Below are 25,102 nucleotides of genomic sequence, written 5' to 3'. Positions count from 1 at the left end.
ACTACATCGCGAGATCGCTGCTCGAGGCCGGCGGCTTCAGGCCGCTGCTACACCCTCAAATGCGATGAGCCAGATAACTCGCGTCACACTTCAGTAGATGCAAAGCTCTCCGTGCGCTGCAATTCGCCGTTTCCTCGCCCAGGACTGATTGACTGGTGCCCATGCGAAGCGTGGAACTTGCGGATGTTTGGGATGCCCGCCCTGCCGACCGGGGGTTCATGACTGCTCTGGCCACCATGTCCTTCATCGGACTGGGCCTGGAACTGGTGGTCGACGGTTCCGTACTCACGGTCACCGGTGACATTCCCACGTATTACCCGTTGGCGTTGCAAATTCTTTTCTGGGTCGGATTGGGCCTGGCCTGGCTCGCACTCGCGCGCCTGTTGGTCGCTTGGTCCCGCCGCCGTGGCGTGGACCCGATGCCCTCCGAGTTCGGCACTCCGCTGAGTCACCGGACGTGGTCCAGGACCTTCGTGTGTTTTGTCGCCGCCGTTCTCGCGGCCATCGTGTTGCCCGTGTTCGTCACGGACTCGTGGAGCATGGCGCCGGTCCGGAACTATTTCGAGCTCTACGAGATGTACGGACCCGTTGCATGGTTGCCCATGGTCGCTTGGCTGGTCTATCACGTGGGTCGGGCGTGCCTGATCGCGAGCTTCCTGGCATACAGCCACCGCGCGTTACGCCTCCGCTTCTCGTTTCCGGCCGCCGGCTTCATTCCCTGGGGCGGAGTCGTGGTGGGAGTGTCACTCGGAGTGGTCATGTTCCTGGCTGCGGGAGGTGCCGTAGCAATAGCGACCCTGGTCAGCACGCTCTTGTTGGGAATCATCCATGTGCTCACGGGAGAGTCGTTACGCGCCACCGCGGTATTCACGGCGTTGGTGTTCCTGTTCCTCTAGGTGGTCCGCTGGTGCGTCGGTCCGGGCTCAGGACACCTTGCTGATGGGGGCGTAACGCAGCAGGAGTCGCTTCTCCTCCGCGCCGAAGCGCACCTTGGCCACGGTTTTGTCCCCGGATCCTTCGAGGGAGATCACGGAGCCTCTGCCGAATGCCGTGTGCTCCACGGCGTCACCCACGGACAGCGCCGGGATTTCTTTGCGCGGCTGCACTCGCCCCGCCGACGCCGCTCCAAGCCTCTTGAAGGACGCTCCCGATCCGGCCCCGGCCGCCCAGGAGGATCCGCTCATGGCACCCCGCCGATCCCCGCCCGCGTGGATGGGTGAACCCCATCCCAGGCCCGAGGAGGCCGACCCTTCGCGTTTCCAGTCCAACAGGTCGCCCGGAATTTCCTCCAGGAACGGACTGGGCGGATTGAACTGCGATTGACCCCACATGGAGCGGGATTCCGCGCGCGTGAGGTACAGCCGTTGCCGAGCGCGGGTGATGCCCACGTAGGCCAAACGGCGCTCCTCTTCCATGCTGGAGGGGTCCAAGAAACTGCGCTGGTGCGGGAAGATTCCGTGCTCCATGCCGGTGAGGAACACGACCGGGAACTCGAGTCCCTTGGCGGTGTGCAGGGTCATCAGCGTCACGACTCCCTGTGACCGGGCTTCCTCGACCTCCTTGGCGATCTGCTGCGCGCTGACCGAACCGTCCGCGGGTTCGGGCTGCTGCGGGATCTGATCCGCGTCCGCCACAAGAGCCACGTGCTCGAGGAACTCCCCCAACCCCTCGTCCGGGTGGTCCTTCTCGAATTCGCGGACCACGGCCACGAGCTCTGCCAGGTTTTCCACGCGGGATTCATCCTGGGGATCGTTGGACGAGCGCAGCGCCTCCAAGTACCCGGATTGCTCCAGGACGGCCTCAAGCACAGTGGTCACGGATGAGGTGCGCGACAATTCCTCGAGGTCGTCCATGAGTTGCACGAATTTCTCCACGGCATTGGCGGATCGCTTGGCCAGCCCGGGCGCCTCGTCCAAGCGGTGCATGGCCTGACTGAAGCTGATGTTCTCTCGATCCGCAAGTGCCGCAATTGCACCTTGGGCCCGGTCGCCGATGCCCCGCTTGGGTTCGTTGATCACGCGCCGCACATTGATGTCGTCTTCGGGGTTCGCAATGGCGCGCAAATATGAGATGACGTCCTTGATTTCCTTACGCTCGTAGAAGCGCGTGCCACCGACCACCTTGTACGGCAGTCCGACGCGCATGAGGATCTCCTCGAGGGAGCGCGACTGCGCGTTGGTGCGGTAGAAGACGGCCACGTCCCCGGGACGCACACCATTTTCGTCCTGGAGGCGGTCGATCTCCTCGGAAATGAAACGAGCTTCTTCGTGCTCGTTCTCCGCGGCGTAACCGATGATGGGTGCGCCGCTGCCCTCGGCCGTCCAAAGCTTCTTGTCCCGGCGACCCGAGTTCTGCGAGATCACGGAGTTGGCCGCGGACAGGATGTTCTGGGTGGAACGGTAGTTCTGTTCCAGCAGGATGGTCCGGGCCGAGGGGAAGTCCCGTTCGAAGTCCGTGATGTTGCGGATGTCTGCGCCGCGGAACGCGTAAATGGACTGATCGGAGTCACCCACGACCGTGAGTTCGGCCGGCGGCAAACCGGTCTCGTCACGGTAGTTCTCCGAGGTGCCGCCCACCAGTTCACGCACCAGGGCGTACTGCGCGTGGTTGGTGTCCTGGTACTCGTCCACCAGGATGTGCTTGAAACGGCGACGGTAGTAGTCGAGGACCTGGGGGAAAGCCCGGAACATATGCACCGTTTCCCCGATGAGATCGTCGAAGTCCAGGGCGTTGGCCGCCCGCAGCCGTTGCATGTAGCCCCGGTAGACCTCGGCAACGGCCATTTCGAAGGGGTCGGTGGAGTTGGCACGGGACAGGAACGTCTCGTCGTCCACGAGCTCGTTCTTGAGCGCGGAGATCTTGTGCTGAATGGCCTTGGGCGCAAAGCGCTTGGGATCCAACTCGTGCTGCTTGGCGACCTGGGTGATCAAACGCAGCGAATCGGCGGCGTCGTAGATCGAGAAATTGGAGGTGAGGCCCAGCGTCTTGGCCTCGCGGCGCAGAATCCGTACGCAGAGGGAGTGGAACGTGGAGATCCACATGGAGCGGGCGGAGTCCCCCACCAGGTCCTCGATGCGTTCGCGCATTTCGGCCGCGGCCTTGTTGGTGAACGTGATGGCCAGGATCTCACCGCGATTGGCTCGCCCCGAGGCCAAGAGATAGGCGATCCGATGCGTCAGCACCCGAGTCTTACCTGATCCCGCGCCCGCCACGATCAACAGCGGCGACCCAGCATGCTCCACGGCAGCGCGTTGCGGTTCGTTGAGCCCCTCCACCAGTTGCCCGGTGGAAGCACCCTGGTGCGCGGGTGTAGCGGGCGCGGACGACGAACGCACCGAAGCGGCCGAGAGCAAAGGGTTGTCTGCGAGGTAATCCATGGTCCGCCCAGTGTATCCAGGCCGTCAGACACCCATTACATCGAGAATTACACGAGGATTGCGCTCACACGTACTTGGGCTCCAGCATGTGGCGACCGTTGGCGTCGTCGACCCACAGCTGCGAGTCCGCCACGGTCACGCGAATTGGTGCCTCCAACCTGAAGTCGTCATCATCGAACTCGTTGGGATCCTGTTCGGGCCCGCCATACGTGGTGAAGACTTCCAACTCATTGACGTCCAGATGACGGATCGCGTGATTACCGGTATCGGCCACCACGATCGAACCGTCGTAGAGAACTTGGAGATCTTCGGGATGGTTGAGCTGGGCTTCATCCGCGGGGCCGTCCTTGTACCCTGCCCCGTGACGTCCGATCACCGTAACCACATGGGGTCCGCCGTCGGGTCGGTCCGTGTCGATCTCGATATAGCGCAACGAGGACGAATCCTTGTCGACGAACCACAGCCGTCCGTCCCCGGATTCTGTGATGGACACCGTGGAAGCGAACTTGGCCTGCGCGATGCGGCCGTCTCGACGACCCTTCTCACCGGTCCCGGCGTATTCCTGGAGGGTGTCGGTGTAGGCATCCCACCGGAACAGTTGATGCCTGGAGGGAACCGCCACGATGACCGCCGAGAGCTTGTGGGACCACACGATGTCCACGATTTTGGCTCCGTCCAGGCACGAGCAATCTATTCGCCGCCGAACGGTGCTGTGATCAGTCTCGTAGAGCGTGAGCGCGGACCCTTGATCCACACGCATGAGGAACCCGTCTGGCAGGCCGATGGAAAGTTCCACAACCGTCACCATCCTTCCGCGGTGCCCGCGGGGCACCTAGTGTCACCGGCGATTTTCCGATGTGTACCCGTAGTCACAAAGCCTACTCCCACGCGACCCACCTGTCCGCGAACTCTCGGCAACGCCCGTGGACCCAGGAACCGGGGATAATGGCTGTCATGGGCATGACCAATTCGCAGAAGGCCAAGAAGTACGGAAAGTCGGCGGGCTCGTCGAAACGCGCGGGTGCCACGGCAGCCCCAGCGCCCCGCAGGGGACAACACGTTCACGAGATGCCCAACGGTGCGCTCAAGGCCGAGCCGGCCAAGGCGTCGTCGGCGTCGATCGTGGTGGGCGCGGTACTCGTGATCGGCCTCGCGATCTGGGCGTACTACCATGCCGTCGTTCTGCCGGGCTTCAGTGAGCGAGCCGCGGGCGGCATGGGGGTTCCGGAGCTCCAGTTCGGCGGCTTCGACCAGCCGTACATTGCGCAGTTCTCGCAAGCCCTCGGCGACACCGGACTGGGCGATTACACCGGGGTCCACGCGACCACCGGCCTGTTCGCGCCCCTCCTCTTCGCGCTGGGATTGCTCTTGTTCTTCGGCCTGAACACCGCCAAGCGGGCCGTGAAGTGGCTGTTCTGGTTGGTGGCACTCGCGTACGCCCTGGTTTTCGTACTCGGCAACCGGGCTCTCGAAGCCGCCGTGGCCTCCCCCGACGACACCGCTCTGGTCTCCTCGGCCTCGGGCCTCGTGTTCGCACGCTGGGCCTTGCTCGCCGCAGTGATCGTGGTGGCCTTGATCGTGAACATCATGGTGGTGCGCCGCAAGCTCAACGACTTCGCGCAGGGCAAGCTCCCCGGCCAGAAACCCCACGACTGAGTCTTGACATGTAAAAGTCCCACCGGCAACGGTGGGACTTTTTCGTGCCCTCGATTGGATTCGAACCAACGACACCGGCTTTAGGAGAGCCGTGCTCTATCCCCTGAGCTACGAGGGCAACGAGAACATAGTTTATGCCGCGTGAACGTCCGCCGCGAGTTGGAACCCCCACAATGGAACCATGACCTTGTTTATCGACCCTCCCCGGTGGCCCGCGCACGGAACAGTCTTCTCCCACCTGGTCTCGGACACCTCGGTCGCGGAGCTTCACGCGTTTGCCGCAACACTGGGGATCTCACCGCGCGCCTTCGATCTGGACCACTATGACGTCCCGGCCCACCGCCACGCTGACGCCATGGGTGCCGGGGCCATTCCCGTGGACGGTAAAGAACTGGTCAAGATCCTCGTGGCCAGCGGTATGCGGGTGCCCGCACGACGCCGCCCCAAACGGTTGGCATCGGCTCTGCACCAGCGCTGGCACAGCTTGTTCCCGGGCATACCCTGGCTCAGTGAGGAACTCGTGGAACGGTGGAGCGAGCCGCATCGCAGCTATCACGATCTCAGTCATCTCCTGCGTGTGCTCGAGTCCATCGAGATTCTCACGGAACCGCGCGAGCACCCGGAGCTGATGGCCGCAGCGTGGTTCCACGATGCCGTTCACCAGGGGCAGGCCGGTACGGACGAACAGCAATCGGCCGATCTCGCGAGAAACCGATTGAGCATGGCCGGTTGGGACGGGGATCGCTGCCGACGCGTAGCCGACTTGATTCTGGTGACCGTGGACCACCGGCCCGCTCCGGACGATGTTGAAGCGCAAACCCTCGTGGATGCGGATCTGTCGATCCTCGGAGCGGATCAGGCCACTTACGATGAGTACGCCCGAGACGTTCGTGACGAATACCGCCACGTTCCGGACTCGGAGTTCGCACCGGCCCGCGCCGAGATCTTGACGCGATTGCTCGACAAACCCGCGCTCTTCCACACCGACCGAGGGGCGGAATTATGGGAGGAACGCGCGCGGAGTAACGTGCGCGTCGAGATTTCAGCGCTTGAGGCGATCGCCCGGATCTGACGCCACGGTCGCGGACGTCTTGGAGCGGCGTCGGCGATAAAGCAGCGTGGCCACGACCAGGCCGACCACGATGCCCACGCCACCGAACACCGACAACCACATGGCTGCGTGGCCCACGAAGGCCGCCACGATGAATCCCACAATGATGCCGGGGATCGCGCCGGCGACCATACCGATGGCGAGGTACGTGAATTCCTGATCCAGGGGCGTGCGCGCTGCGCGTGAGTAATCGGTGGGCATGGTCCTCATTTTAGATCGATCCTCTGAATGCCGCGTGAACGGGGTGATCCACAAAACATGCGTGTAACGCAAAAACACACGAACCCCGTGGTCGGCGGGGTTCGTGTGGTTTTGCTATTTTCTCATCGGGGCCGGGTACACAACCGGTCCCGACTCGAGGCGTGGCACCGTCAAGGACGGGTGCCTACCGCGGATAAGTGAGTGTCTAGACTCAGCCCACGCGGATGAATTCGGGGCCGGAGCCCACGTTGACGCTCTGCTTCACGGTCTGGTTGCCGTTCCAACCACCGTGGATAGCCTGGCCGTCACCGGCGTAGATGGCGACGTGTGCGAAGCCGGAACCACCGTTGGCGTAGTAGGCGATGTCACCGGCCTTGGCCTCGGAAGCAGACACCTGGGTGCCCAGGGACTTGTAGCTCTCGGGCCAGCCGTGGTGGTTGATGCCAACAGCCTTGAGGGAGTTGGTCACCAGCATGGTGCAGTCCTGGGTGACGCCGATCTGACCCTCAGCAGCGCTCAGGATGGCCTGGCCCTTGCCGCTGGCGGAAGCGTTCGAGGACTGCGGAGCCACGGTGGCGGGCTTCTCAGCCGGTGCGGCCGGTGCGGCCGGAGCAGCAGGCTTGGAAGCCTCAGCGGCCGGAGCCGGAGCGGCGGGAGCCTGAGCAGCGGGAGCGTTGTTGTTGGACGCGGGGGTCACAACCGGAGCGGCGGGAGCCTGGTAGGCAACGCCGGCTTCCTGAGCTGCAGCAGCTTCGCGTGCCTGGGTGTCAGCGTTTGCCGGAGCAGCGTGGCGGCCCTGAGCAACGGGAGCCTCGGCAGCCGGTGCCTGAGCAGCGGGAGCCTGGGCGGCCGGAGCAACCGGGGTCACGTTCTTGGAAGCGGGAGCAACCTTGATGGAAGCAGCTTCAGCCGCGGGAGCCTGAGCAGCCGGAGCAACCTCGGCCTTGGGAGCCTCGGGGGCGGGAGCAACCTGGGAAGCGGGCACTGCCTCGACCACTGCGGGAGCTGCCTCAGCCTTGGGAGCCTCAGCCTTCGGGGCTGCCTTCTCTTCCTTCTTCTCGGCCTTCTCAGCCTTGGAGGAATCGGACTTGGCGGCCGGCTCGGCGGTTACAGTCTGCTCTGCGGCGGGAGCCTCGGCCACGACGGCTGCGGGGGTCTCGTCGGAAGCGTTCTGGGTTGCCTGCACGGAGACGGTGGTGGCGAGAGCCAAACCGGAGAATGCAGCAACGGCGGCCACGGTGCGGGCCTTACCGGCGAAGAGGCCGGCGCGAGTCTGGGTGTTCGTTTCGGGCGACATACGTCAGGGTTCCTTACGCGTTCGGAGACCGCCCACAGGCACGGGAGTGTGCTGAAGATCAGCGCGCGGAAACATGCGCGAATCATTCAAGGGTGCGGGCGGAGGGGCACGATGGTGCCGGATCAAAGAAAAGGTGGGGTCATCGGGGGACCCGACTGACGGTGCGGTGGCAGAGCACGTGCCCGTCAAGACGCGCAGTAGCTGGGCGGCGATTGGAGCGCCGCCCAGCTCATGCGGATCAGCGTACGGAGTAGTAGCCGTCCAGCTGCATAGCGTTCACGGAGTGAACCTGCGTGCCCTGAGATGCATTCAGAGCGGAGATCATCTGGCCGTTGCCGATGTAGATACCCACGTGGCCGCCACCGTTCTGGGAGACCAGGTCACCCGGCTGCGGGGTGGAGGTGGGGGTGGCCGATGCGAACTGTGCCCACGTGGTGCGGGGCAGGTCCACGCCGTGCTGAGAGTAAACCCACTGCACGAACGAGGAGCAGTCCCACTGCCCGGGAACGGCGGGGCCACCGTAGACGTAGCCCTGGCCAACACCCTGGAACGCGGTGCCGACGACGCCGCTTGCGGAAGAGTTGGACTGGGTGGAAACGCCCGAGTCCTGCTCGGTGTGGCTGGAAGCCTGCGCCACGCCGCCTGCAGCGGGAGCAGCCGGTGCCTGTGCGGCAGCGGGAGCCTCGGTGGTCCAGGAGTAGCTGGTGCCACCCAAGGAATCGAGCGAGGACACGGACTGGTAACCGTAAGAGGTGTTGCTGCCCAGCTCGACGATGCCGCTGTTGGCCTGAGCCGGGGCAACGATGCCGGCCACTGCAACGCCAGCAGCAGCTGCTGCGATGGAGGTGTTGCGGACTGCGTGCGAGTTGGTCTCGACGCGGTGGCGGGCAGAGTTCTTCTTAACAAAAGTCATTTTGGTTTTCCTCCCTGCGCCTACGAGGTGAGCTGTCGGGTTCGGATGGGAGACATCCGGCCGCACTCCAGCCAATGGCTTCGGTGTGACTTAACCCCAAGGACCCAAAAATCTTGACGGGCCCGAAGTTGGTTCCCCCGCTTCTGCCTTGCGGATTGTGTGTACGGATCACAGGCGATGGCAGAACTAGGCGGTACGCATGTGAGCGCCGATCTGACCAGCGATCGGCACGAAAAGAACAGTACATGACAGATAACGAAATTGTCACGTTTTGGTTACGACAGGTCACGAAACGAGTGCAGACGTGGATAAATGCGGCCTGATTAAGTCGAAATCCCGACAGAATCAGTCCCCCGTTTCGCTGTGGAGTGGGGGTGATTTTACCCTTGAAAACACCCTTTGACGTGGGAGAACACTACCTACCGCGGGTATGTGACGGGGCTCACATGTAGTACACACCGTGATGATCCACACATCCGGGGACAAGCCCAAAGTTGTTATCAAACTCAGTTCTGTTCGAGGTCCACGCGGATCGCTTTGGCGCTCACATGGTCCAGATCCACGCTATGGCCCGTGTCTGTCACGGTCACCAGGACACGCAAATCATCGGAGTCCGAGGGGGCAACCTTGACGTGGGCCCCGTTCAGCACACCGGCTGAGCTGAGGGTCTCGATCAGCTCCTGATCCGCCTGAATGACCTCGGGGAGCAACCGTACGGTGAACGTGGCCGAGCGGTTCTGGGTCGCGGCGTCCAGAAGGTTCATCCCCTTGAAACGGTCGGCACCGACCTGAGGTCCGCCGATGGCGTCCATCCCCGGGATCGGCGTGCCGTACGGCGAGTAGCGGGGTTCATCCAGCAGCGCCATGAGGCGACGCTCGACCCGCTCACTCATTACGTGTTCCCAACGGCAGGCTTCCTCGTGGACATAGGCCATGTCCAGCCCCACGACGTCTGCCAGCAGACGTTCGGCCAGCCGGTGCTTTCGCATGACCTCGATGGCCTTGGACCGACCGGCCTCCGTCAAAGACAGGGAACGGTCCTTGAGGACCTCGAGCAGTCCGTCGCGCTCCATCCGGGAGACCGTCTGGGAGACGGTGGGCCCGGAATGCTGAAGACGCTCCACGATGCGGGCACGCATGGGCACAATGCCCTCTTCTTCAAGTTCGAGCACGGTGCGCAAATACATCTCGGTGGTGTCGATTAAATCGCCGCTCATGGTCCATCCTTCGAGAAATCTGGGTGCGCGTCGAGTAGGAGCGCTCTCATTCGGGGTTTCCTGAATAATTCACGATAAGCATATCGGCCCACTCCGACAGGTACGCCCGCCCCAGCACACTGCGTCCTACCGCAACCTGGAGGGGGCAGAATGGGAACTGCCTCAATGATCCACCACGCTAGGAGCACCGTGTCCGAGTTGCCTGTCATTCCCGCCTCCCTGTTGCCCGCGGACGGGCGCTTTGGCGCGGGCCCGTCCCGCGTCCGACCGGAACAGGTCAGCGCCCTGGTCGATGCGGGCCACAATCTCCTGGGCACCTCGCACCGCCAGGCTCCCGTGCGCAATCTCGTGGGAGAGATCCGCGAAGGGCTCTCCGAGTTCTTCGGACTCCCCGAGGGCTACGAGATCATCCTGGGCTTGGGTGGCGCGAGCACCTTTTGGGACAGCGCCGCGTTCAGCTTGGTACGACGCCGCGCGCAGCACCTCTCGTTCGGGGAGTTCGGTTCCAAATTCGCCCAGGTGACCGACCGCGCCCCGCACCTGGAACCTTCGGACATCCTGCGCGCGGACCCCGGGTCGCGACCGGCCGGCCCCGCACCACGGGCGGACATCGACGTCTACGCGTGGCCCCAGAACGAGACATCGACCGGCGTGATCATGGATGTCACTCGGCCGCAGGGAACCGACCCTGACGCGCTGACGATCATTGATGCCACGTCCGCCGCGGGTGGAATGCACGTGGACATCAGCGAATCCGACGTCTACTACTTCTCTCCGCAGAAGAACTTCGGTTCCGACGGCGGTGTGTGGTTCGCGGCCGTTTCTCCCGCCGCGCTGGATCGGATTTCCGAGCTCTCGCGTTCCGACCGTTGGATCCCGGATGTCCTGTCGCTGGCCACGGCGGTGGAGAACTCCCGCAAGAATCAGACCTATAACACTCCGGCTCTGGCGGGTCTCGTCATGCTCGGCGAGCAAGTGCGCTGGCTCAACGCCAACGGTGGAATGGCGTGGGCCGCCGGACACACCGCAGCCACCTCGTCCCTCGTGTACGACTGGGCCGAACGCACTCCCACTGCGACCCCGTTCGTTGCCGATCCGCAGCATCGCTCCCCCGTGGTCTGCACCGTTGATTTCGACGACAGCGTGGACACCGCCCGCCTGCTGTCCGTGCTCCGTGCCAACGGTGTGGTGGACGTGGACCCCTATCGGAAACTCGGGCGCAATCAGCTGCGCATCGCCACGTTCGCCTCAGTGCCCCAGTCCGACGTCCAGGCATTGCTCGCGTGCATCGACTGGGCCTTGGCCAACGCCCTGTCCTGATCGTCCCGGCCGGTCTCGAAAGCACCTGCTCAAGGTGCGTGGCCCCGGAGAGCTGAGCGGGCGGCGTCGTAGTTGACGACGCCGCCCGCTCGGCTTTAACAGATCGCTCGCCTACTCGACCGCCGGTTCTTCACGAAACCGCCCTTGCTCCTTGCGTAACCGCCAGAAGAACCACGCCCCGATTGCCGCACCGATCAGGCCCGCGGCCACCGCGGACCCCATGCCCCAGCGGGCGCCCAGAGTATCGGTGAGCCAACCGACGGCGGGTGCACCGATGGGCGTGCCGCCCATGAAGATGGCCATGTAGAGGCTCATCACGCGCCCGCGCATAACGGGGGACGTGGTGGACTGCACGTACGCGTTGGCCGTGGTCATGATGGTCATGGCCGAGACGCCACTCGGTATGAGCCACAGCGCGAAGATCACCAGGGACGGCGCGGTTGCGGCACCGAGCGTCGAGAGTGCGAACGCTATGCACCCCGCGAACAGGAACCGCAGTCTGGCTCGCGCCCGCTTGGCCGCCAGTAGCGCACCGGTCACCGTTCCGACGGCGAGCATCGAGTTGAGCACCCCGAACTCCTGCGAACCGCGACCGAATTCAGAGCCCGCCATGGCGGCGAGATATACGGCAAAGTTCATCCCGAACGTACCGATCATGAAGATCGTGGCCATCACGGCGACCAAATCCGGCCGGTGCACTACGTATGCCATGCCCTCGCGGATCTGACCTCGCCCTCGCTTGGTCTTGGGCATCAACCGTAATTGTTTGTCATTGATCGCCAGGATCGCGGCAATCATGGCCGCGAACGTCACAGTGTTCAGCAGGAAGACCCAACCGGAACCAATTGCTGCGACCAGGACACCGGCCACGGCCGGGCCGATCAACCGCGCGGAGTTGAATGAGGTGGAATTCAGGGCCACCGCGTTGGAGAGGTGGGTGTCCGGCACCATTTCGGACACGAAGGTCTGTCGTACCGGCGCATCGAACGTCGCGACAATGCCCAAGCCCAGCGCGAACGCATACACGGTGACGAGATCTGCCACTCCGAACAGCACCATGAGCCCCAGCCCGGCGGCCAGCACTCCCATGAGGGTCTGGGTCACCAGGAGGATCCTGCGCCGGTCGTAGCGGTCCGCCGTAACACCCGCGTACGGGGCCAGCAACAGCTGCGGCAAGAACTGCAGGGCCATGACCACGCCCATGGCGGTTGCATCGTGGTCGGTCAGTTCATCGAACACCAGCCAGGACTGCGCCGTGCGCTGCATCCATGTCCCGATGTTGGACACCAGAGCACCGGTGAACCACAACCGGTAGTTGCGGATCTTCAGAGAACGAAACATCCCCGTCCCCGGCGTTTCCGCTGGGCCGGGGTGCTCGTTGGTTTCACCGGCGGACGAGGGCGCTCTTACGATGACGCCTCGTTCTCGTCGGTCGTCCCTGCCTCTGTGGCTGCGTCCTCGTCAGGTTGCCCGGCGCCGGTTTCGGTGGCGTCCGCTTCAGTGGTCTCGGTGGACCCGGCCTCAGAGCCCGCAGAGGGAGAGTCGGGGTTTTCGCCCTGGCCCCCTGATTCCTCGACCTGGTCGTGGTCTTCCTGATCATGGACGGCCTGCATGCGTTCTTCCCAAGGAACCCAGTCGGGAGCCAGCAAAGAATTTTCGCCGGCCAACAACCCGACCTCGCACACCGTGACCAGTTTGGTCCGGGGCGCCCTGGCCACCGTCGCGAACCAGGTCCATCCTGGATACCCGGACATGGTGCATTCGAACAGGTGGGTCAGCAGTCGGTCCTCGTGCACGTCGATGCCCAGGTGTTCCCCCACGTTCTCCGCACCGGCGGAATCCACGACCGCCTGGCGGGCGATGTCGACGGCCTGGGCGAGCGTGCCGTCCTGTTTGGGCGCACGACGTCGCAGGGTCGCCACCGCGGCGGGCTGATCCGTACTCTCGGCGGTCCCCTCAGGCTGCGTGGTGGTTTCCTCAGACATCGAGCTCATCCGCCACGGTGCGCAGGATGGAGGCGATCTTGTGTCCGTGCGCACGGTCCGGGTACCGGCCCTTGCGCAGTCCGGTAGACATGTCGTCCAGCAGGCGGATCAGGTCTTCCGTCAGCACCGCCATCTCCTCGGCCGGCTTGCGGGTGTTACGAGCCACGGACGGCGGCTTGCTGATGATCGTGGCGGACAGGGCTTGGGCACCGCGGCGTCCGGCGGCAATGCCGAAATCCATGCGGGTTCCCGGCTTAACTGTGGTGACTCCCTGCGGGAGGGCGGAAGAGTGTAAGAACACTTCCTGTCCATCATCCGTTGCCAGGAAGCCGAAACCCTTCTCGGAATCGAACCACTTGACTTTGCCCGTGGGCACGCGGATCACCTCAGTTTCTCTTGTCTCGCTCCCGGCCCTGGTGGGCGGGGCGTTCACGGTCGTCTAAGAACTCTTGAGTCTATCCCCTCGCCGGAGTGGTCCGAGCCGCTGTTCACCCACCGCGTGAGCTGAATTGGTACCTTGGTGACCATGTCTGATCCCACACACACGGAACACCCTCAGCCCGCCCGACCCGTCCGTATCGGAGGCCTCACGGGGCTGGGTATGATCGCCTTGATCCTGGCCGCACTGAGTTCGGTGTCATTGGTGATCGTTCTGATCGCGGCGCTCATGGGTCAGACCGTGTGGGGCGGATTCACGATCTTCCCCGCGATCTTCTTCCCGGTGGCCTTCATGCTCATGTGCATCGAGCTGGCTCGCACGGCGCTCAGGCGACGCCGCCGCTGAACCCGACCGAGCGGCGTCGGACGCGTCCAGACAACCGCAGGAATTGCTTCAGTCTGTGCTCAGGAAACTCCGAGATACTGGCACGGTGAACGATAAGACTCCTGAAGCCAAACTGCTCGTCGTCGACGACGAACCCAACATCCTCGAGCTGCTGGCAACGTCGCTGCGCTTCGCCGGCTTCGAGGTGGTGACCGCGGCCAACGGGCGCGACGCCCTGCTCAAGGCGGAGGCCGAGAACCCGGACCTGGCTGTTCTTGACGTCATGCTCCCGGACATGGACGGATTCTCCGTGACCCGCAAGCTGCGCGCCGCTGGTCGTCACTTCCCCATCCTGTTCCTCACCGCCAAGGACGACACGGATGACAAGGTCACCGGCCTGACCGTGGGTGGCGATGATTATGTGACCAAGCCGTTCAGTCTGGACGAGGTGGTCGCCCGCATCCGCGCCGTGTTGCGCCGCACCCAGCCCATTGAGGAAGAGGACTCCAGGCTCCACGTGGACGACCTGGTCCTCGACGACGACGCCCACGAGGTCTTCCGCGGCGACCGCGAGATCGATCTCTCCCCCACCGAGTTCAAGTTGCTGCGTTATTTGATGCTCAACCCGAACCGTGTGCTGTCCAAGGCCCAAATCCTGGACCACGTGTGGGAGTACGACTTCAACGGTGACGCCTCGATCGTGGAGTCCTACATCTCGTACCTGCGCCGCAAGATCGACAACGATCCGGAACAGGCGCCGTTGATCCACACCAAGCGCGGTGTCGGATACCTGTTGCGCTCGTCCGACAAGCGCCACTGATCTCTTGACCCGGATTTCCCGCAGGTGGCGTTCCGCCTCACTGCGTTCGCAGCTCATGGTCCTCACGGGCCTGCTGCTGGCCACCAGCATTCTCGTGACCTCGCTGGTGGCCATTTCCGTGCTTCGGGACGCCCTGGTCGACAACACGGATCAGGAGCTGAGGCAGTCCGTGAGTTCCGTGTCCACGGCGCTCCTGGACGGCCTCGAGGGCACGATTGCCACGCCGGTCCCCCATTCCGGATACCTGTTGGACGCGCAGGGCAATGTGATTGCCGCGGCGGAGAACAGTCAGGATTCCAGCGCGACCCGGCCGGCCCCGGATCTCTCCGGCATGAATCTGTCCACCGTGGTGGCCAACAACTTGCAGCCCACCACCGTGTCCGCAATCGGCGCTCCCGAACGGAAATGGCGGGTCCTGCCGGCCAAGCTTCAGCACTACGACATGGCCGTGGTGGTCGCTCAACCTCTGGACCGCACCAATTCCATCATTTCTGCGGTGTCCCTGCTGACCTTCAGTTTTGGCCTGGCCACGCTGCTGGCCGCCATGGCGGTGGGGTGGGTCCTGGTCACCAGGGCCTTCGCGCCGTTGCGGGAAGTGGAGTCCACGGCCGCGCAGATCGCCGAGGGCGACCTGTCACAGCGCATGGAGGGTTACAACTCGCAGACCGAGATCGGTCAGTTGTCCATGTCGCTCAACACGATGCTCGGACACATCGAGGACGCGTTCGAGGCCCGCACCAGGTCCGAAACCAAGTTGCGTCGGTTCGTGGCCGACGCCTCGCACGAGCTGCGCACGCCTTTGGTGTCCATCCGCGGTTATTCGGAGCTGTACCGCCACGGTGCCCTGCAGAATCCGGAGGACGTGGGCAAAGCCATGGACCGGATCGAGTCCGAGGCCAAGCGCATGACTCAATTGGTCGAGGATCTGCTCACGCTGGCGCGTCTGGACGAACGCCGGGCAGCCACCATGCAGCACATGGATCTTTTACACCTCGCCTACGATGCCGCTTCCGACGCGCACGCCACCGCACCGGATCGCGTGGTCCAGGTGGTCGGGCTCTCGGACAGCACACCGGAGCAGGCCTGGACCTACGGTGACGAGTCCAAGTTGCGCCAGGTCGTGGCGAACCTGCTCACCAACGCGCTCCGGTACACCCCGGGCGGCACGCCCCTTGAGCTGGCGGTGGGCTTGGAACCGACCGTCGATTCCCAGTTCGACGCCGTGCTGCAGGTTCGCGATCACGGCCCCGGCATCCACGGCGACGACGCCGATCGGGTCTTCGAGCGCTTCTACCGCGCCGATTCCTCTCGCACCCGCGAAACCGGCGGTACAGGATTGGGGCTGTCCATCGTGGCGGCCATCGTGGAACAGCACGACGGCACCGTGAAACTCGAGGAGACCCCCGGCGGAGGAGCGACCTTCACCGTGCGAGTCCCGCACAGTCAGCCTGTGGATAACGCTCCCGTGATCGACTGAATCCACCGGGCGCGGTTGTCGACCCCCACCGTGACCAACGGCTGCCTACGGTGTGAGTGTCCGAGTATTCACGGAAGCTCACACCCACAGCAAGGAGACAGCCATGGCACAGTTCGTGGTCGACAGCGACACCATTGCCGCCAAATCCCAACAGGCCCAAGGCCACATCGAACGCCTGACCGGTGAGGTCAACGGCATGACCTCCACACTCACGGACCTGCAGAATTCCTGGACCGGTACCGCGTCCGCCAGCTTCCAGGAAGCCTTCCGGTCATGGCGAGCTGCCCAGGCCCAGATGGAACAGGCCATGGCGCAGATCAATCAGGCTCTGACGACCGCGGGCAACCAGTACGCAGAAACCGAAGCAGCCAACGCTCGAATGTTTGCGGGCTGATTCGGGTCAGCTTTCCGTCGTGACCTGGTGGTAGCGGAGCAGCCAGGGCCCCATTTCGTTGTGGTGGTCCTCGCGGATCCACAGTGAGCTACGCCGGGTCACGGTGGAGCTGTCGGTGAGCCGGTAGGAGACGTGGTACGCGGTGGAGCCCAGGGCTACTGAGGCGCTGTGACTCACGTCCGGATCCGCACCGTAAGCGCCTCCCTGAAGCTCCGTGACAAAGCGCTGGGCCCCGTTGACGGAGCCGTCGCGGGCCACGTATTCAAAATCATCGTGCAGTAGTTCCATGCGGCGACCCTCGGTAGTTGTGGGGGTCAGCATGGCGGTCTCGAGCGACAGGACGCGGTTGGCGGGGTCCGCCTCCCGGGTGATGCGTTCATGTGCGCTCGAATCCTCGAGTACCGGATCCTCGTTGCCGCTCCACAGTTCTGAGAACAGGTCCGGTTCCTCAAGGGATTGAGTACCAAGGGTCGAGACCGTGGCCGCTGCCGGGGCCGGCCGTTGGGACGGCGTTTCCTGCACGGACCCGTCACGTTCGCGGTAGCCCGGTCCAACGGGCATGTCTCCGGGGGCTCGGCCCGCTTGATAAGCGGATGCCATGGCGCGGGCGCGCTCATCGGCCGCTTCGTTGAGTTCGTGCCCGGCGTGGCCCTTGACCCATTCGAAGTCCACGGTGCGCCCGGCCATTTCCCGGTCCAGGGCCTTCATGATGTCCACGTTGAGGACGGGTTTACCGTCCTTCTTCTTCCAACCCTTCTTTTTCCAGCCCGGCATCCACTTGGTGATCGAGTTGATGACGTACTGGCTGTCGCACAGGATCTTGAGGGGTTCGTCCGTCAGGTGGCGGGTTGACTCCAAAAGGTTCAACACCGCGGTGAGCTCACCCATGTTGTTGGTGCCGTGGTTCCAACCACCGGCCCGCCAGGAGGTCTCGTCGATGAACCAGGCCCAACCGGCGGGGCCGGGATTTCCCAGGGCAGAACCGTCCGCCGCAGCAATAATCGTCATGCCATCATCCTTACAAACGATTCCGACAGGCAGTAACTGACTATTCGTCGGCTTCCGGTTCCGGCATCACCGCTGCAGAGATCACACCGGGCAGCTCGGAGAACTCGACCACGGCACGGTGGACGTCCGTGCGCCCCAGCATCTTGAGCACCATCACCACGTGAGCTCCGGAACTGGTGTACATCCGATCCGTGCGCAGCACCGTGACCGCAAGATCCAATTCCGTGGCCGCGGCAAGAACGGAGCGCAGCACCCCTTTGCCGTCCTCGTAGCGAAGTTCAACGGCCCGGTGACCGGGGTATTTGTGCAGAAAAGCGGAGACCGGTTTGAGCACCAGGGAGACGAACAACTGGATCAATGTTCCGAGGACCGCCAAGGAGAACAGCCCGGCCCCACAAGCCATGCCCACTGCCGCAGCAACCCAAACGCTCGCGGCCGTTGTCAGCCCGTGAACCACGTCTTTGTGCAGGAAAATGACCCCCGCCCCAAGGAACCCGATTCCCGTAACCACCTGCGCCGCGATACGCGAGGGATCTCCCGGTCCCTGCTCGATTCCGGGAAGCACATGGAAACCATAGGCGGAAACCAGCGTGAAAATGGCCGAGCCCGTGCCCACCAGTGCGTGGGTGCGAATTCCGGCGGATTTTCGCCTGAGCTGTCGTTCCACCCCCACAACGGTGCACAAACCGAAAGCGAGCAGCACCGCCGTGGCCTGGGCCCAGAATTCTTCGTCCCACTCCCACACGGTGCACCTCCTGTCTAGCTCCGATCATAGGCGCACGACAGAGCCCCCGGAACGCAGCTGAACTGCGTTCCGGGGGCTCTGTGACGGCTGAACCGCACGAGGCGGTCAAGCGTGCCCTAGGGCACTGCTTACATCATGCCGCCCATGCCACCCATGGGATCCGCACCGGCACCGGCGGGAGCCTCGGGCTCGGGCTTGTCCGCGACGACTGCCTCGGTGGTGAGGAACAGGCCGGCGATGGAGGCCGCGTTCTGCAGCGCAGAGCGGGTCACCTTGACCGGGTCGTTGATGCCCGCAGCCATCAGGTCGGTGTATTCACCAGTTGCGGCGTTGAGACCGTGACCGGTGGGCAGGCCGCGCACCTTGTCCACGACAACGCCGGGCTCCATGCCCGCGTTCGCGGCGATCTGCTTGAGCGGTGCGTCGATGGCCACCTTGACGATGTTGGCGCCAGTTGCTTCGTCACCGGTGAGCTGCAGCTTGTCGAAGGCCTTCTGACCGGCCTGGATGAGTGCCACGCCACCACCGGCGACGATGCCCTCTTCAACGGCTGCCTTGGCGTTGCGTACGGCATCCTCGATGCGGTGCTTGCGCTCCTTGAGCTCCACCTCGGTAGCGGCACCAGCCTTGAGCACTGCCACACCGCCGGCCAGCTTGGCCAGGCGCTCCTGCAGCTTCTCTCGGTCGTAGTCCGAATCGGAGTTGGCGATCTCGGCGCGGATCTGGGCCACGCGGCCTTCGATCTCGTCCTGAGTGCCGGCGCCGTCGACGATGGTGGTCTCGTCCTTGGTGACGACCACCTTGCGGGCGGTGCCCAGCAGGTCCAGAGTTGCGGACTCCAGGGACAGGCCGACCTCTTCGGTGATGACCTGACCGCCGGTGAGGATGGCGATGTCTGCCAACTGGGCCTTGCGACGGTCACCGAAGCCGGGGGCCTTGACGGCCACGGACTTCACGGCCCCGCGCATCTTGTTCAGCACGAGCATGGCCAGGGCCTCGCCCTCGACGTCCTCGGCGATGATCAGCAGCGGCTTGGAGGCCTGCATGACCTTCTCCAGGACGGGGACCAGGTCCTTCACGTTGGAGATCTTGGAATTGACGATCAGGATGTAGGGATCCTCGAGGACCGCTTCCTGACGATCTGCGTCGGTCACGAAGTAACCGGACAGGTAGCCCTTGTCGAAGCGCATACCTTCGGTCAGTTCGAGGTCCAGCCCAAAGGTGTTGGACTCCTCGACCGTGATGACGCCTTCCTTGCCGACCTTCTCCATGGCGGCAGCAATGAGCTTGCCGATCTCGGGGTCAGCGGCGGAGATCGACGCCGTGGCGGCAATCTCTTCCTCGGTCTCGATCTCCTTGGCCGAGGACAGCAGTTCCTCGGTCACGGCGGCAACGGCCTTCTCGATACCGCGCTTGAGCGACAGCGGGTCGGCACCGGCGGCAACGTTGCGCAGGCCTTCCTTGACCAGGGCCTGTGCGAGCACGGTGGCCGTGGTGGTACCGTCACCGGCGATATCGTCGGTCTTCTTGGCAACTTCCTTGACGAGCTCGGCGCCGATCTTCTCGTACGGATCCTCGAGCTCGATTTCCTTGGCGATCGACACACCATCGTTGGTGATGGTGGGAGCGCCCCAGGCCTTCTCCAGAACAACGTTGCGTCCGCGCGGGCCAAGGGTCACCTTGACGGCATCGGCGAGGGTGTTCAGACCCCGCTCGAGTCCGCGGCGTGCCTCTTCGTCAAATGCGATCATCTTTGCCATGTGTTGCGTCCCTCCTGGACGGTTGACAAACAAATCTGTTCATCACGGTGCCCGCGACGGACGATGGTTCGCGCGGGTCCTCACCCGTGCGAAACGCACCTCACCGTGATGGATGGTTTTCACTCGATCGTGCGAGTGGGCCTCCCCCGGACCCGGGGTTAGCAGTCCACTCAACTGAGTGCTAAGTCAATACTGGCACTCGCCCCCGGAGAGTGCAAACGTCTTGAGTCAGGAGAACTCACGTTTCATTCGGGGCTGAAACGCCGAATACGCCTACTTCTACGGACTCTGGGACGCCCCGGCGGCGGCCGCGGCGTCCGGTGAGGTGACGGCGGGTTCGGCTGCGTTGTCGGCGGCCTTCCCGGTAGCGGCATCAGAGGAGTCCGCTCCGTTGGCTGCGCCCGCTTGTTCCTGACCGGCGGAGTCACCGGGCTCGGAGTCGGCCGCGCCGGTGCCCGGCTCGGCAGGGTCTCCGGCCGGTGCTTCCCCTTCGCCCGGTACTTCGGGAGGAACGCCTGGAACCTCGGGCGCCGGATTGACCGGGGTCTCGGGACCGGGCTGTGCAGGCGGTGCAGGAGGCGCGGGAGCTTCCGGAGCGGCTGGTGACTCGGGTGCGACCGGGGCAGCTGGGTCCTGGGGTGCGCCTGGATCCGCGGGTGCGGCCGGCTCCTGGCCGGGTACGCCACCCTCACCGGGTACGGCTGGAACTTGCGCCCCCGGATCTGTGGGTTCGTTCGTGGGGTCGTCCGAAGTTTCTGACGGGCTGGGTTCGGAAGTGCTTGTAGTGATGCTGCCCGATGGTGACGGGGTGTTCTCGACGGCGTCCTGAGCGGTGCGCGGAGCATTCACGAACGCCACGGCTCCCACGGCCAGCGCCAGGATTCCCGCCCCGATGATGGCGAGAAATCCCTTGCGAGAACCGGTGCGAGCCTGAGGGTTGTGACCTCGGTGGGCACCTTGACGCGTTCCGTCCTCGGGAACGTCGTCGAATTCGTCGCGGGGGTATTCACTCATTATGTGCGCTTCCGGTCAGCCAGGGTTTGCTTCTACTATCCCACGCCCGCTCCGAGTTCTCCTACCCGTCAGCGCAGCCGCGCCCGGCGGAGACGAGAGATCAGCATGGGAGCGAACCGAGCGGCGTCGTCGCGGTCGATCAGTGCATTGAGGCGCTGGTAGTAATTCACGGGGCTGAGGCCCAGGCGCTGCCGTATCGCGGATTCTTTCGCGCCGCGATACTTCCAGTGCTCGGATTCCAGCTGCAGGATGGCCTTGTCCAGGGAATCGAGCCCATCGTCCGGTTCAGCCATGACAGCCACCCTAACCGGTAATCTCATACGTGTAATTCGTAGCCACCCGTGAATGGAGATCCACTCATGACCGACCCTCGTCCCTTGAACGAGATCATGAGCGACGACTGGGCACAGGCGCTACAACCCGTGGAGCCGACCATTCGGAACATGGGCGAATTCCTGCGTACCGAGCACGCCGCAGGCCACCGCACCTTCCCGAGCGGCGAGAACATTTTCCGGGCCTTCCAGGAGCCCTTCTCGGAGGTGAAAGTCCTCATCGTCGGTCAAGATCCGTACCCCACTCCGGGGCACGCCATGGGCCTGTCCTTCTCGGTACAGCCCCACGTTCGACCGATTCCCCGTTCCCTGCAGAACATCTACAAGGAACTACAGTCCGATCTGGATGTGTCGCCGCCCGAACACGGGGATCTCTCGTCGTGGTCCGAGCAGGGGGTCATGCTGTTGAATAGGGCCCTGTCCGTGCGAGAAGGTTCCCCCGCATCGCACCGTGGCAAGGGCTGGGAGACCGTCACGGAGTGCGCGATCAAGGCCCTGGCCCAGCGCGGCACTCCCCTGGTCGGAATTCTGTGGGGCCGGGACGCCCGAGACACCAAGCAGTGGCTGGGCGGGGCGCCCACCGTGGAATCGGTACACCCCTCGCCGCTCTCCGCGTCCCGCGGATTCTTCGGCTCGCGCCCATTCTCCCGTGCGAATGCGCTGCTCGAAGAACTAGGTGCCCAGCCCGTCAACTGGACGATCCCTGCTTAGGAACACCTAAGCTGGGGTCATGGACAAGAGCACCGCGCGTAAACCTCGGAAGCCTCAGCTCAATCTCGAGGTGGTCGAACGCAAAGAACTCTCCCCGGGCATGGTGCGCGTGGTGTGCAGCATCCTCAACCATGAGGATTATCAGGACATCACCCCGCCTGAAAAATACGTCAAACTCGTGTTCTTCTCGGACGCCACGCTGGCCGAGACGCCCGCGGGCGAGTTCCCGGATTATTGGTCCGTGCGCGAATCGGCGGCTCCCGAGGACCTGCCCGTCACGCGTCACATGACGCTGCGCCGCTACGACGCCGCCGCGGGCACCTTGTGGATCGACGTCGCCCTGCACGGCATCGAGGGTCACGCGGGCCCGTGGGCGGCCACCGCCAAGCCGGGCGATCGCCTCGTGGCCGTGGGGCCCGGGGGGAAATGGGAACCCGATCCGAACGCTTCCTGGACACTGCTGGCCGGCGACGAGGCCGCCATTCCCGCCGTCCTGGCGAACGTCGAAGCTCTTCCTGAGACCGCCCGGGGGTTGGCAATCCTCGAGGTGCAGGGCCCCGCACACCAGCATGACCTCGATGACGTGGCCGTTCCGGAGAATGTCGAGATTCGCTGGGTCTACCGCTCGAGTCAGCAACCAGGTGAACGAGCCCTCGTTGTGGCGATCGCCCAGGCCGAGTGGCCCTCGGACCTGACCGGGGTCCAGGCTTTCGTGCACGGTGAGCGCGAAGCCATGAAAGAAGCCCGCAAGGAACTCTTCGACCGTCGCAACCTGGACCGCTCGCAGGTATCACTGTCCGGTTACTGGGCCGCAGGACGCAACGAGGACCTCTTCCAGGCGGAGAAGAAACTGCCCGTGGGCAAGATTCTCTGATCCCGGAACGCCGGCCCGGCCCAGCGGGCGTAGGTCCGCTAGATCCCGCTCGCTGGCTCCGCCAACGCCTCGCCCTCCCGGGCATGTTAGTCCGGTGAGTCAGTCACGTCAGCGGCGCCGGTTCCGGCGCAACGAGAAGATCTTCATGCGCTCCACGAACGGTCGCATCAGGTAGCTTCCGAGCACGACACCGGAAGCCATCATCACGATGGACGCCATGGCATTGATCAGGCCGGTGAAACCGTCCCCCGTGGTCTCCACCTCCACGGTGATGGCATACATACCGCGGAAGATGGAGAGCCCGGGCAACAGGTAGGTCATGGCCGGGATGGCCAGGATCGTCTGCGGGATACGTGAGCGCGCTGCGAGCAAGGCTGCTACACACCCGGTGGTGGTTGCGCCGAGAGCCGTATCCAGTCGGGCCCCCAGCCCGTAATCTCCGCCGATATGGAACACCAACAGCCCCGCCAACGCTGCCAGTACCGCGGGGAAGATGTGCCGCGGTTTGGCCTGCATGGTCACGGCCACCAAGGCCGTGGAGATGAGCATGAAGACCGTGTTGGTCAACGCATCCGGCGGTGTGAACGAGGACTGGGACACGTCGATGCGCGGAATCCCCAAGTATCCGGAGAGGGCGATACCCACCGCGATCCCGGCGATGATTCCGAGGAAAGCGAAGGACGTGGACATCAGTCGTCCCATGGCGGTCACGGGGAACCCGTTGATGGCGTCCTGCATGGTGGACACCATGCGCGTGGTGGGCAGCAGCATGATGATGCCACCCGCGATGACTCTGGGTGGTGACAGGTCCACTCCCAATGCCGAGATCCCCATGGCCGCGAGCGTCACGATCAGGGCATTGGCCGCCAGCGCGAAGAACTCCGGGATGCGCCAGGCGCCGAGCTTCGACGAGACGACCTGGACCAGAACCGACGAGACCGCCGCGACCAAGGCTCCGGCCGCGCCACCGCCGATGGCTACGGTGATGGTGGCCGCTGCTACCACGGTGGCCAACCACACCGCCCACTTGGGGTACGGCTTGGGCCGTGAATTGATCTCGGTGAGCTCCCGTTCGGCTTCCTTGAGGGGCATGGTGCCCTCGATGATGCGGGTCACCAGCTGATGCGAATTGGCCAGCCCGGCATAGTTGTCGGTCCAGGACCGCACAACGCGCATGACCGTGTGGCTGTACGTGTTGGGGTCGTCCAGCACGTCCTGGCTGGTGCGGGACTTGGTGATTTGTCCCGTGCCGTCGGTGCTCCGGCCGGCGGCCGTGAGCTTGCCGGTTTCGGTCATCTCAGCGACATAGTTGATGGTCACCGACTGGTTGGTGATGTCCACTTCGAGGTTTTCCACGCCGTAGGTGGCACACACCGCAACGATCGCGTTCTCCACGTCCAGGGCGTCGGCGCCGTAGTGGAACATGGTTTCGGCCAACCGCAGTGCAAAGTTAAGAGTCCGGCGAGCCTGCCGATCGTTGCTGTCCCCGAAACGCCTGAGGTTGTGGAACGGCGTGGCAGTGAGTCGATCGACCACGCGCATGGGTGCGGTCGGAGCGGCGTCGCCCCGGATCATCGACTTGAGTTTGTCCTTGGAAGACCGCGCGACCCGCGTACGCGTGGACGGGTAGGCGCCGCGGGGTACCTGCGTGGTGGCAGGCGCGGGTTCGTGGGCGATCCCGGAGGTTTCGGGACGTTCCACCGCGGTGGTCTGCGCCGAACCGCGACGAGAGATCTGGGTGACCGGCCTAGTCGCCGCGGCACCCTGAGGGCGCGGGGTGGCCCCTGCCTTGTCCGCCTCGATCTGGCTAGGGGTGAGTACCGGCAGGGCACCGACCTGCGACGACACACTGCCAGTTCGTGCCGTGTCTGAACCATCGGCCGGGACGACCGGCTGCAGTCCCGTAGCGAGCTGCGCGCGAGTCTGTGCACGGGCGGCCTGAGATTCCGTGGGCCTGACGGCTACCGGGGAGAAGCCGTACATCGTGATCGGGCGAGCCGCATCCGTCAGTGAGGTGTCGCCACCCGGGCCGAAGGGCTCACCACCCAGGTCATCATGCCAGGGGTCTGCCCCCGAGGACGGATACCCGTGATGGGCAAGCTCCCGAAGTTGCTCGGTCACGCTCAA

Annotated in this window: 25 protein-coding genes, 1 tRNA gene and 1 riboswitch; of the genes, 10 read left to right on the top strand and 16 right to left on the bottom strand. The window is 64.2% G+C overall.

Annotated elements, in window-relative coordinates; all coding sequences use genetic code 11:
- Positions 1-161 precede the first annotated feature (161 nt).
- The gene (locus RF638_RS12955) at positions 162-896 is read left to right on the top strand and encodes a hypothetical protein (RefSeq protein ID WP_368842176.1); all 735 of its coding nucleotides are present in this window, start codon (positions 162-164) and stop codon (positions 894-896) included.
- A gap of 27 nt (positions 897-923) precedes the next feature.
- On the opposite strand, the gene pcrA is transcribed toward RF638_RS12955, so the two are convergent.
- Together pcrA and RF638_RS12945 are read right to left on the bottom strand one after the other, a co-directional pair.
- Entirely contained in the window at positions 924-3,377 is a 2,454-nt protein-coding gene (gene pcrA / locus RF638_RS12950) for a DNA helicase PcrA (RefSeq protein WP_368842175.1), read from the bottom strand.
- Between the two features lie 64 nt (positions 3,378-3,441).
- A complete protein-coding gene (locus RF638_RS12945; RefSeq protein ID WP_368629134.1) occupies positions 3,442-4,173 on the bottom strand; it encodes an integrase in 732 nt (243 codons plus the stop codon).
- 164 nt (positions 4,174-4,337) lie between these two features.
- Here RF638_RS12945 and RF638_RS12940 point away from each other — a divergent pair, with 164 nt between their 5' ends.
- The gene (locus RF638_RS12940; protein ID WP_259917075.1) at positions 4,338-5,033 is read left to right on the top strand and encodes a hypothetical protein; all 696 of its coding nucleotides are present in this window, start codon (positions 4,338-4,340) and stop codon (positions 5,031-5,033) included.
- A 45-nt stretch (positions 5,034-5,078) separates the two neighbouring features.
- Here RF638_RS12940 and RF638_RS12935 read toward each other — a convergent pair.
- Positions 5,079-5,151: transfer RNA gene (locus RF638_RS12935), tRNA-Arg, on the bottom strand.
- 63 nt (positions 5,152-5,214) lie between these two features.
- On the opposite strand from RF638_RS12935, the gene RF638_RS12930 reads away from it, so the two are divergent.
- Positions 5,215-6,105 carry a DUF4031 domain-containing protein gene (locus RF638_RS12930; RefSeq protein ID WP_368842174.1) on the top strand — a complete coding sequence of 297 codons (891 nt, stop codon included), beginning with the start codon at positions 5,215-5,217 and terminating at the stop codon, positions 6,103-6,105.
- Here RF638_RS12930 and RF638_RS12925 read toward each other — a convergent pair.
- The 4 genes from RF638_RS12925 to RF638_RS12910 all read right to left on the bottom strand — a co-directional run bounded on the left by RF638_RS12925 (position 6,076) and on the right by RF638_RS12910 (position 9,772).
- Complete coding sequence (locus RF638_RS12925; protein ID WP_165189289.1) at positions 6,076-6,345, bottom strand: hypothetical protein; 270 nt, start codon at positions 6,343-6,345, stop codon at positions 6,076-6,078. The genes RF638_RS12930 and RF638_RS12925 overlap by 30 nt on opposite strands.
- Positions 6,346-6,556: 211 nt before the next feature.
- Positions 6,557-7,642: an NlpC/P60 family protein gene (locus RF638_RS12920; protein WP_129700375.1), complete on the bottom strand. Its 1,086-nt coding sequence runs from the start codon at positions 7,640-7,642 to the stop codon at positions 6,557-6,559.
- Between the two features lie 238 nt (positions 7,643-7,880).
- Positions 7,881-8,555, bottom strand: a complete 675-nt coding sequence (locus RF638_RS12915) for a C40 family peptidase (RefSeq protein WP_095796916.1) — start codon at positions 8,553-8,555, stop codon at positions 7,881-7,883.
- Positions 8,556-8,560: 5 nt separating this feature from the next.
- A riboswitch (cyclic di-AMP (ydaO/yuaA leader) is annotated at positions 8,561-8,742 on the bottom strand.
- Positions 8,743-9,061: 319 nt separating this feature from the next.
- Positions 9,062-9,772 carry a metal-dependent transcriptional regulator gene (locus RF638_RS12910; protein ID WP_095796917.1) on the bottom strand — a complete coding sequence of 237 codons (711 nt, stop codon included), beginning with the start codon at positions 9,770-9,772 and terminating at the stop codon, positions 9,062-9,064.
- 189 nt (positions 9,773-9,961) lie between these two features.
- Here RF638_RS12910 and serC point away from each other — a divergent pair, with 189 nt between their 5' ends.
- Positions 9,962-11,092, top strand: a complete 1,131-nt coding sequence (gene serC / locus RF638_RS12905; protein ID WP_368629131.1) for a phosphoserine transaminase — start codon at positions 9,962-9,964, stop codon at positions 11,090-11,092.
- A 111-nt stretch (positions 11,093-11,203) separates the two neighbouring features.
- On the opposite strand, the gene RF638_RS12900 is transcribed toward serC, so the two are convergent.
- From RF638_RS12900 to RF638_RS12890, 3 genes are all read right to left on the bottom strand, one after another.
- Complete coding sequence (locus RF638_RS12900) at positions 11,204-12,433, bottom strand: MFS transporter (RefSeq protein WP_368842171.1); 1,230 nt, start codon at positions 12,431-12,433, stop codon at positions 11,204-11,206.
- Positions 12,434-12,498: 65 nt separating this feature from the next.
- Positions 12,499-13,077 (bottom strand): DUF3027 domain-containing protein, encoded by a 579-nt coding sequence (locus RF638_RS12895; protein WP_158222905.1) that lies wholly within the window; start codon positions 13,075-13,077, stop codon positions 12,499-12,501.
- Positions 13,070-13,453, bottom strand: coding sequence for a cold-shock protein (locus RF638_RS12890; RefSeq protein WP_095797005.1), 384 nt, complete (start codon positions 13,451-13,453; stop codon positions 13,070-13,072). Before RF638_RS12890 ends, RF638_RS12895 begins: the two co-directional genes overlap by 8 nt.
- A 150-nt stretch (positions 13,454-13,603) precedes the next feature.
- On the opposite strand from RF638_RS12890, the gene RF638_RS12885 reads away from it, so the two are divergent.
- The 4 genes from RF638_RS12885 (at position 13,604) to RF638_RS12870 (ending at position 16,531) form a co-directional block, all read left to right on the top strand.
- Complete coding sequence (locus tag RF638_RS12885) at positions 13,604-13,861, top strand: hypothetical protein (RefSeq protein WP_129700371.1); 258 nt, start codon at positions 13,604-13,606, stop codon at positions 13,859-13,861.
- An 85-nt stretch (positions 13,862-13,946) separates the two neighbouring features.
- On the top strand, positions 13,947-14,660 hold the full coding sequence (locus RF638_RS12880) for a response regulator transcription factor (RefSeq protein ID WP_095796922.1): 714 nt from the start codon (positions 13,947-13,949) through the stop codon (positions 14,658-14,660).
- A gap of 4 nt (positions 14,661-14,664) precedes the next feature.
- Positions 14,665-16,137 (top strand): sensor histidine kinase, encoded by a 1,473-nt coding sequence (locus tag RF638_RS12875; RefSeq protein ID WP_259916436.1) that lies wholly within the window; start codon positions 14,665-14,667, stop codon positions 16,135-16,137.
- Positions 16,138-16,240: 103 nt separating this feature from the next.
- Positions 16,241-16,531 (top strand): WXG100 family type VII secretion target, encoded by a 291-nt coding sequence (locus RF638_RS12870; RefSeq protein ID WP_095796924.1) that lies wholly within the window; start codon positions 16,241-16,243, stop codon positions 16,529-16,531.
- 6 nt (positions 16,532-16,537) lie between these two features.
- On the opposite strand, the gene RF638_RS12865 is transcribed toward RF638_RS12870, so the two are convergent.
- The 5 genes from RF638_RS12865 to RF638_RS12845 all read right to left on the bottom strand — a co-directional run bounded on the left by RF638_RS12865 (position 16,538) and on the right by RF638_RS12845 (position 21,351).
- Positions 16,538-17,539: an RNase H family protein gene (locus tag RF638_RS12865; RefSeq protein WP_368630795.1), complete on the bottom strand. Its 1,002-nt coding sequence runs from the start codon at positions 17,537-17,539 to the stop codon at positions 16,538-16,540.
- A 40-nt stretch (positions 17,540-17,579) separates the two neighbouring features.
- Positions 17,580-18,284 carry an MgtC/SapB family protein gene (locus tag RF638_RS12860; protein WP_129700365.1) on the bottom strand — a complete coding sequence of 235 codons (705 nt, stop codon included), beginning with the start codon at positions 18,282-18,284 and terminating at the stop codon, positions 17,580-17,582.
- 128 nt (positions 18,285-18,412) lie between these two features.
- Positions 18,413-20,044: a chaperonin GroEL gene (gene groL / locus RF638_RS12855; protein ID WP_095796927.1), complete on the bottom strand. Its 1,632-nt coding sequence runs from the start codon at positions 20,042-20,044 to the stop codon at positions 18,413-18,415.
- Positions 20,045-20,323: 279 nt separating this feature from the next.
- Positions 20,324-21,058, bottom strand: coding sequence for a hypothetical protein (locus tag RF638_RS12850; protein ID WP_368629128.1), 735 nt, complete (start codon positions 21,056-21,058; stop codon positions 20,324-20,326).
- 68 nt (positions 21,059-21,126) lie between these two features.
- A complete protein-coding gene (locus tag RF638_RS12845; RefSeq protein ID WP_202976189.1) occupies positions 21,127-21,351 on the bottom strand; it encodes a DUF3263 domain-containing protein in 225 nt (74 codons plus the stop codon).
- A 66-nt stretch (positions 21,352-21,417) separates the two neighbouring features.
- Between RF638_RS12845 and RF638_RS12840 the strand changes: the two genes are divergently transcribed.
- Positions 21,418-22,101, top strand: coding sequence for a uracil-DNA glycosylase (locus RF638_RS12840; RefSeq protein ID WP_095796929.1), 684 nt, complete (start codon positions 21,418-21,420; stop codon positions 22,099-22,101).
- A gap of 19 nt (positions 22,102-22,120) precedes the next feature.
- On the top strand, positions 22,121-22,975 hold the full coding sequence (locus tag RF638_RS12835) for a siderophore-interacting protein (RefSeq protein ID WP_095796930.1): 855 nt from the start codon (positions 22,121-22,123) through the stop codon (positions 22,973-22,975).
- Positions 22,976-23,083: 108 nt separating this feature from the next.
- Here the strand turns inward: RF638_RS12835 and RF638_RS12830 are convergent, their stop codons facing one another.
- Complete coding sequence (locus RF638_RS12830) at positions 23,084-25,096, bottom strand: threonine/serine exporter ThrE family protein (RefSeq protein ID WP_238663084.1); 2,013 nt, start codon at positions 25,094-25,096, stop codon at positions 23,084-23,086.
- Between the last annotated feature and the right edge of the window lie 6 nt (positions 25,097-25,102).

The organism is Kocuria sp. CPCC 205235, from assembly GCF_040980905.1.
GTDB classification, from domain to species: Bacteria; Actinomycetota; Actinomycetes; order Actinomycetales; family Micrococcaceae; genus Kocuria; species Kocuria carniphila.
This window is presented reverse-complemented; position numbering and strand designations above follow the sequence as displayed.

Coding starts and splice junctions, on each gene's coding strand:
- RF638_RS12870 (WP_095796924.1), top strand. CDS start 16,241: ATGGCACAGTTCGTGGTCGACAGCGACACCATTGCCGCCAAATCCCAA.
- RF638_RS12925 (WP_165189289.1), bottom strand. CDS start 6,345: ATGCCCACCGATTACTCACGCGCAGCGCGCACGCCCCTGGATCAGGAA.
- RF638_RS12940 (WP_259917075.1), top strand. CDS start 4,338: ATGACCAATTCGCAGAAGGCCAAGAAGTACGGAAAGTCGGCGGGCTCG.
- RF638_RS12915 (WP_095796916.1), bottom strand. CDS start 8,555: ATGACTTTTGTTAAGAAGAACTCTGCCCGCCACCGCGTCGAGACCAAC.
- RF638_RS12840 (WP_095796929.1), top strand. CDS start 21,418: ATGACCGACCCTCGTCCCTTGAACGAGATCATGAGCGACGACTGGGCA.
- RF638_RS12900 (WP_368842171.1), bottom strand. CDS start 12,433: ATGTTTCGTTCTCTGAAGATCCGCAACTACCGGTTGTGGTTCACCGGT.
- groL (WP_095796927.1), bottom strand. CDS start 20,044: ATGGCAAAGATGATCGCATTTGACGAAGAGGCACGCCGCGGACTCGAG.
- RF638_RS12910 (WP_095796917.1), bottom strand. CDS start 9,772: ATGAGCGGCGATTTAATCGACACCACCGAGATGTATTTGCGCACCGTG.
- RF638_RS12885 (WP_129700371.1), top strand. CDS start 13,604: ATGTCTGATCCCACACACACGGAACACCCTCAGCCCGCCCGACCCGTC.
- RF638_RS12930 (WP_368842174.1), top strand. CDS start 5,215: ATGACCTTGTTTATCGACCCTCCCCGGTGGCCCGCGCACGGAACAGTC.
- RF638_RS12845 (WP_202976189.1), bottom strand. CDS start 21,351: ATGGCTGAACCGGACGATGGGCTCGATTCCCTGGACAAGGCCATCCTG.
- RF638_RS12865 (WP_368630795.1), bottom strand. CDS start 17,539: ATGACGATTATTGCTGCGGCGGACGGTTCTGCCCTGGGAAATCCCGGC.
- RF638_RS12850 (WP_368629128.1), bottom strand. CDS start 21,058: ATGAGTGAATACCCCCGCGACGAATTCGACGACGTTCCCGAGGACGGA.
- pcrA (WP_368842175.1), bottom strand. CDS start 3,377: ATGGATTACCTCGCAGACAACCCTTTGCTCTCGGCCGCTTCGGTGCGT.
- RF638_RS12955 (WP_368842176.1), top strand. CDS start 162: ATGCGAAGCGTGGAACTTGCGGATGTTTGGGATGCCCGCCCTGCCGAC.
- RF638_RS12895 (WP_158222905.1), bottom strand. CDS start 13,077: ATGTCTGAGGAAACCACCACGCAGCCTGAGGGGACCGCCGAGAGTACG.
- RF638_RS12920 (WP_129700375.1), bottom strand. CDS start 7,642: ATGTCGCCCGAAACGAACACCCAGACTCGCGCCGGCCTCTTCGCCGGT.
- RF638_RS12835 (WP_095796930.1), top strand. CDS start 22,121: ATGGACAAGAGCACCGCGCGTAAACCTCGGAAGCCTCAGCTCAATCTC.